The following is a 5,124-nucleotide window of genomic DNA, read 5'->3' as shown; positions in this document are numbered from 1 at the left end:
GATACCATCACGGCGTCATGCTGTTTCAGCCAGGCCAGGAAGACGGGGTCACTCATGAAGGGGCTGAACGTACCAAAAGCCAGCTTCAGATGCGTCAGGTTGTTGGCCCACACGTCCAGAGAACGATGCTCGCCCTCACTCAGTTGCGTAAGCAACTCATCCGTTTGCGCTTTGATTTCTGTAATGCGCCGGTACTTTTCATGCATGCGTTTCCGGACCTCGAAGTGATTGTTTTTGCACCTGACGTACAGCCTGTGCGCCACTCAGCGGCGTGTGCTTACGTGAGGACGGCAGCAGTGAATCACGGTTCAATACAGCCGCCCTCTTCTCACAGGCCTTATACCCTGAAGCCCTCGACCATTCCGCGTAAGGCGTGTGCCTGCGCAGACAGTGACTGTGAGGCAGACGAGGACTCCTCAACCAGCGCGGCGTTATTCTGGGTTACTCCATCCATCTGACTGACGGCAATGCTGACCTGGGAGATACCCTGCATCTGCTCGGATGAAGCCAGTGAAATATTATCCATGGACTCTGCCAGCTCGCCCACCATACTGACAATTTTCATTATGCTGTGTCCTGCATCTGCTGCTGCGACTACGCCGCTGTCAACGACACTTACTGCCTCCGCCATCAGTTGTTTGATGTCATGCGCGGCATTCGCACTACGCTGTGCGAGCGTCCTGACCTCACCCGCCACAACGGCAAATCCCCGCCCTTCTTCACCTGCCCGGGCGGCCTCCACTGCGGCGTTTAAGGCCAGAATATTTGTCTGGAAGGCAATACTTTCAATTACAGATGTAATATCCCGCACCTTCGCGGCGCTAACAGATATGGCATTCATTGTGTCTGACATGCGCTGCACATCTGTGCCACCTGAACGGGCAACCTGCGCTGCTTCACGGGCTGAACCAGCTGTCTGCTGTGCGCCGGCAGTATTGCTTTTCACTGTAGCGGTAAGCTGCTCCATGCTGGCGGCCGTTTCCTGCAGCGCGGCCGCCTGCTGCTCGGTACGCGAAGAGAGTTCAGTATTCCCCTGTGAAATTTCATCCGCAGCCAGCGCCACGGAGCCGGCGGAATCCTTTATCTGAGAGATAAGCCCCCGCAGGTTTGTCTGCATACCATCCAGTGAAGCCAGCAGGCTTGTTTTATCATTGCGCCGCAGAATGACCTGACTCGTCAGGTCGCCAGAAGCAATTGCTGCTGCGAGTATTTCAGCATCTTTAGGTTCCCCGCCTAACTGGCGCATCAGCGCCCTGACTATCATAAAAATGGTCAGAAAAGAGAACAGTACTGAAAGAGTTGTGAGTGAGAGAAGCACAACGGAAGCCTCACGTACAGATTCGCTGTTAACAGCTACCGTATCCCGGCTGAGCTTATTTTGCACATCGGTCAGCCCGTCAAGGGCATCAGACAGGGCCTGCTGAGCCGGGCGAGCCGTATTCAGCAGATAGTCAGCGGCTTTTTCTGACTGGTCGTTGTCCATTCCCATTTTTCCTGCAACTATCAGCGTATTCAGAGCGATACTGTCTGAGGACAGAATACGGTCTAACGCTGATTTTCCTTCAGGAGAAGCGTTATGCATCATGCTGGTAACAAGCTGATAGCGTTCCTCTAGGTACTTTTCATGTAAATTACTGACCTTTTGCCATTCATTTTTCTCCTGCTCAGGGTCTTTAAGCAGAACGATGTCTCTGACTAAAACTGCCATGTTATTAACAGCAGCACGCATGTTCAGGACAAGCGTAAGGCGCCTCATTTTGTAATTTACCGTATCTTCCATGCCTTGCCGGGATTCATTGAGCGCGTGCAGAGACAGGCCGGTGCAGATTAAAAAGCAGATAACCAACAGACCATAGCCTGAGAAAAGACGAAACGATATTTTCATTTTTTTTCCTGGTGGGCGGGAGAACAACTCCTTTATCGGCCTGTAGCCAGATACTAATAGCTTTGATGAGTTACGAACTGTTACTACATCCCTCAGCACAGTTGCTTGTTTGCGAGGCCGCCCGGCTACCGTGAGGGCACGGCACTTTATGCCCGCCGTTTTCCGGCCACAGGACGGAAGACGGCATGAAGGCGGAGCACAGCGATAACCTTTTTCATTCCTGCAGTGATGCCGCCGTGACCGGCGACATCAGAGGATCTGCAGTTGCACTCCGGGCTGCGCTATTTCCCCTCCCCCTCCAACAAGACGGTATCGATGGCCATCTCCAGATGCCACCAGTTAAATCCCTCGTTTGCATCATGATGGTCTTCGGCATACTCCATAGCCGCCGCAATCTCATCCGGCGTCATCGCCGGGTTAATACCGAGAAAGTCCTCTGCCAGCCAGAATGTGCCGCAGCACAGCTCATCATCGGCCAGGGCATCCAGGCGCGCCCTGAATTCACGTACGGTCATTGCTCTCATTACCTGTCCGGCGGGTTGTCCCGCCGCCTCCGGTTTTCTGATCATCAGGCAGGGTCTGTTTCAACCCGTGCGGCAGGGATGGTGTCGGCACAGTGGCGCAGGAAATACCAGCTGAGACTCGTATCCGCATCAAGCGAGGCGTCGGCCAGCGCGATTGTGGCCAGCACCTCGTCGGGCGTCAGCTCCGGTGCCACGTCTTCGAAATCATCAGCTACCCACAGGTGCACCACGCAGGGTGTATCGGGTTCAAAGCGCAGCAGCTGTTGGCCAACTGGCCAGTGGTGAGAGGTTGATTCATGGTCACTCTGGTCTGCAGGTTGCACGGCGCAGCCCGACAGGCGGAGGAAGGTTGCATGCATTTTTTGTATGTTTTAATACGAATAAGACTGCGCTCATGAAAATCGGCCGGCAGCCGAAGATATGATGTACACAACAGACAACTGCGAGTCACTACTCATGGCCAGAGCCCTGCCCCCGACCTATCTTCCCGTTTCCCCTTCCTGCCTGGCAGAAAAACTCCGCGAAATTGCGGACATGCTGGAAGTCCGCAGCCCGTTTATCCGCGCGGCAGAACGGCACTGCGCCACGGGAAGCCGCGGCGAGCCTTTAACGATTATCCGCATCGAGATTCAGGAGCAACCTGAGTAAGTCAGATATTTACGGTTAAACTAAGGCGGACGACTGGCTCACGCAACTCTGTGCGCAGGGCCATATCAGTGCGGCCCCGTCCCGGGGCTTAAATTATTTTATGCACCGGGCACTTAAATATAAACGCTTACGACTCGCCTCTGCCGGTTAACTGAATGTCAGGTGACATCGGATATACAGGACGCCAGGTCCGGGAAGCGCCGCTTCGAACAAACAGATTCATATTTAAGCACAGCGCCAGTGTGAAAGTGGCAGCATATTTTCGCTTCGGCAATCAGTCAGTCATTGGAGACAGAAAACATAAATGAGAGAGTTAATGAACATATTCTCTGCAGGAATCTCGTTATGGAGAAAAACCATTGCGTAGATCCTCTGGCTTTACTGCACCTGAACAGGATTAAGCAGTCTGCCTGCGGGCGCGCCCTTTCGGAATCGGATGCCCATTATATGCACAGTGCTTCTGACAGTACGAGTTACCTGCTCTGACCCGGGTGCAGGTCAGAGTGAGAGATATTTTCTCAGGATGGAAGACACAACATCAATATATCAGAAAAACATCAGCCACTTATAATAAAAGGAAAAGATTCAATTTATTTATCCTTATTAATCCATAGCCGATAACTATGCATCTCATTTAAATTCCGCTCTGCCATTTGCTATAATAGAGGCGTGGTTAAAGTTATTCTCACTCATTTTTAAGCGAGGTGTAAACGTGTTGTACAGCGAAGACATGACCGGTCACGCAGTTATTGGTGAAGCAGCTGTCAATCTTGCCGTGCGTGAAGAGGAAATATCCGTTGATGCTCTCCTGACGGAGCTGAACATTATGCTTAAAGCAGAGAAAACCAGCAGCCGCAGCCGGCGCATCAGCGATGCCATCAGCTGGCTGCGCGACTTCCGGACCGTCGGTGCGCGCGGGAGTGACAATAAGGAATGGATGCTGTCTGATGCAGACAGCCACAGTGCCGGCGGCGAGGCCACCATTCGCCTGCAGGCTGATGATGAAGATGAAATGAGATAACCACAACCATCAGGAGCGGGCGCTCAGCGTCCGCCTTCACCTGACTTCGTAACCTTTAACCTATAATTTCTCTGTCATCGGGCACGTTCTGCAGATGCAGCGCTGCCGGCCACACAATAACAATCCGCAACACCACTTTTACCGCCGTCATCCGCTCAGGATGCTCCGGCAGGGACCTTCACAGCATGAAAAATACCAACTCAGTGACCACAATCCGCGCCCGCCTGCAGAACAGCGGCGACGCGCTGACGGCTGAAAGTCAGGAGCTTGAAGAGGCAATACAGGCGATTCTGGCCTCAGGCGGACAGCTGACCAATAAAACGCTCATCATCCACGTCATTCGCGACCTTGAGCAGGAGCGTGACGCGCAGAGACAGGCGGTGCTGCGCAGCGTGCTGGAGCTTATCGTCAGTCACACGCCGGACGACGCCGGCGGTCAGGCCTCATAACGCCTGCGCGACAGGGCTATTTCAGTTAAGTTTGGCGGCAAAAAGCCGGATGGCCCGGCTGCAGGCCTCGCGCATGGCCATATCGGTACCGGACTCCTTCAGGCGCCACAGCGTGCCGATAAGTTCGTGCGGGCTGACTGTCCCGCCCCTGTGCAGTACCTGCCTGATGGCCAGCCCGATGGCTTCGTGCATCAGTTCCTGTATTTCATTTTCGGTTTTCAGATGCGCTCCGCTTATTGGGGATATACACAGTGTATCGCGATAAGCGGCGCGCAGATATAAGCACCAGAAAAAACCGCCCGGAGGCGGTTAAATCAGCGGGGTGGCGCCCCGGTCGGGTGGAATGTCTCTGTCGCCGCCCGGCACCTCGTCTTCATGACCGGGCGCCGGCCCGTGGTCCGGCAGCGGGGTCGCATCGTCAGGCATCGGCTGGTCAGACATGCTATTTTCCGCCCTTCAGCTTCATGGTATCGCTGTCCCTGGTGTCTTTTTTGTTGCCCGCGGGCAGCTTGCTGTGGTCGGCGTCTTTGCCATCCTTCACATTTTTATCGTTACGGTCAGCCATGGTTACCTCCGTCACCCGGTATCGGGTAACGT

At 54.1% G+C, this 5,124-nt stretch carries 8 protein-coding genes and 1 pseudogene; 3 read left to right on the top strand and 6 right to left on the bottom strand.

Features of this window, described 5'->3' with window-relative positions; genetic code table 11:
• From FT726_RS26025 to FT726_RS26010, 4 genes and pseudogenes are all read right to left on the bottom strand, one after another.
• Window positions 1-206: pseudogene (locus tag FT726_RS26025) on the bottom strand (hypothetical protein); the annotation flags it as partial.
• Window positions 207-337: 131 nt separating this feature from the next.
• Window positions 338-1,885 (bottom strand): methyl-accepting chemotaxis protein, encoded by a 1,548-nt coding sequence (locus FT726_RS26020; protein WP_346303714.1) that lies wholly within the window; start codon window positions 1,883-1,885, stop codon window positions 338-340.
• A 281-nt stretch (window positions 1,886-2,166) separates the two neighbouring features.
• The gene (locus FT726_RS26015) at window positions 2,167-2,409 is read right to left on the bottom strand and encodes a hypothetical protein (RefSeq protein WP_346303713.1); all 243 of its coding nucleotides are present in this window, start codon (window positions 2,407-2,409) and stop codon (window positions 2,167-2,169) included.
• A 44-nt stretch (window positions 2,410-2,453) separates the two neighbouring features.
• Complete coding sequence (locus tag FT726_RS26010; RefSeq protein ID WP_346303712.1) at window positions 2,454-2,732, bottom strand: hypothetical protein; 279 nt, start codon at window positions 2,730-2,732, stop codon at window positions 2,454-2,456.
• 97 nt (window positions 2,733-2,829) lie between these two features.
• Between FT726_RS26010 and FT726_RS26005 the strand changes: the two genes are divergently transcribed.
• The 3 genes from FT726_RS26005 (at window position 2,830) to FT726_RS25995 (ending at window position 4,527) form a co-directional block, all read left to right on the top strand.
• Window positions 2,830-3,057: a hypothetical protein gene (locus tag FT726_RS26005; protein WP_255253269.1), complete on the top strand. Its 228-nt coding sequence runs from the start codon at window positions 2,830-2,832 to the stop codon at window positions 3,055-3,057.
• Window positions 3,058-3,769: 712 nt separating this feature from the next.
• Window positions 3,770-4,078 carry a hypothetical protein gene (locus FT726_RS26000; RefSeq protein ID WP_346303711.1) on the top strand — a complete coding sequence of 103 codons (309 nt, stop codon included), beginning with the start codon at window positions 3,770-3,772 and terminating at the stop codon, window positions 4,076-4,078.
• 185 nt (window positions 4,079-4,263) lie between these two features.
• Window positions 4,264-4,527, top strand: a complete 264-nt coding sequence (locus FT726_RS25995; RefSeq protein WP_346303710.1) for a biofilm development regulator YmgB/AriR family protein — start codon at window positions 4,264-4,266, stop codon at window positions 4,525-4,527.
• A gap of 21 nt (window positions 4,528-4,548) precedes the next feature.
• Here the strand turns inward: FT726_RS25995 and FT726_RS25990 are convergent, their stop codons facing one another.
• Both FT726_RS25990 and FT726_RS25985 read right to left on the bottom strand, forming a co-directional pair.
• The gene (locus FT726_RS25990) at window positions 4,549-4,719 is read right to left on the bottom strand and encodes a hypothetical protein (protein ID WP_346303709.1); all 171 of its coding nucleotides are present in this window, start codon (window positions 4,717-4,719) and stop codon (window positions 4,549-4,551) included.
• Window positions 4,720-4,836: 117 nt separating this feature from the next.
• Entirely contained in the window at window positions 4,837-4,968 is a 132-nt protein-coding gene (locus tag FT726_RS25985; RefSeq protein ID WP_255492465.1) for a hypothetical protein, read from the bottom strand.
• Window positions 4,969-5,124: the final 156 nt, after the last annotated feature.

This window comes from Pantoea sp. Morm, from assembly GCF_016643525.1.
Lineage (GTDB): Bacteria > Pseudomonadota > Gammaproteobacteria > Enterobacterales > Enterobacteriaceae > Pantoea > Pantoea dispersa.
Note: the sequence above shows the minus strand (reverse complement) of the source record. Positions and strands in the feature narration are given on the sequence as shown.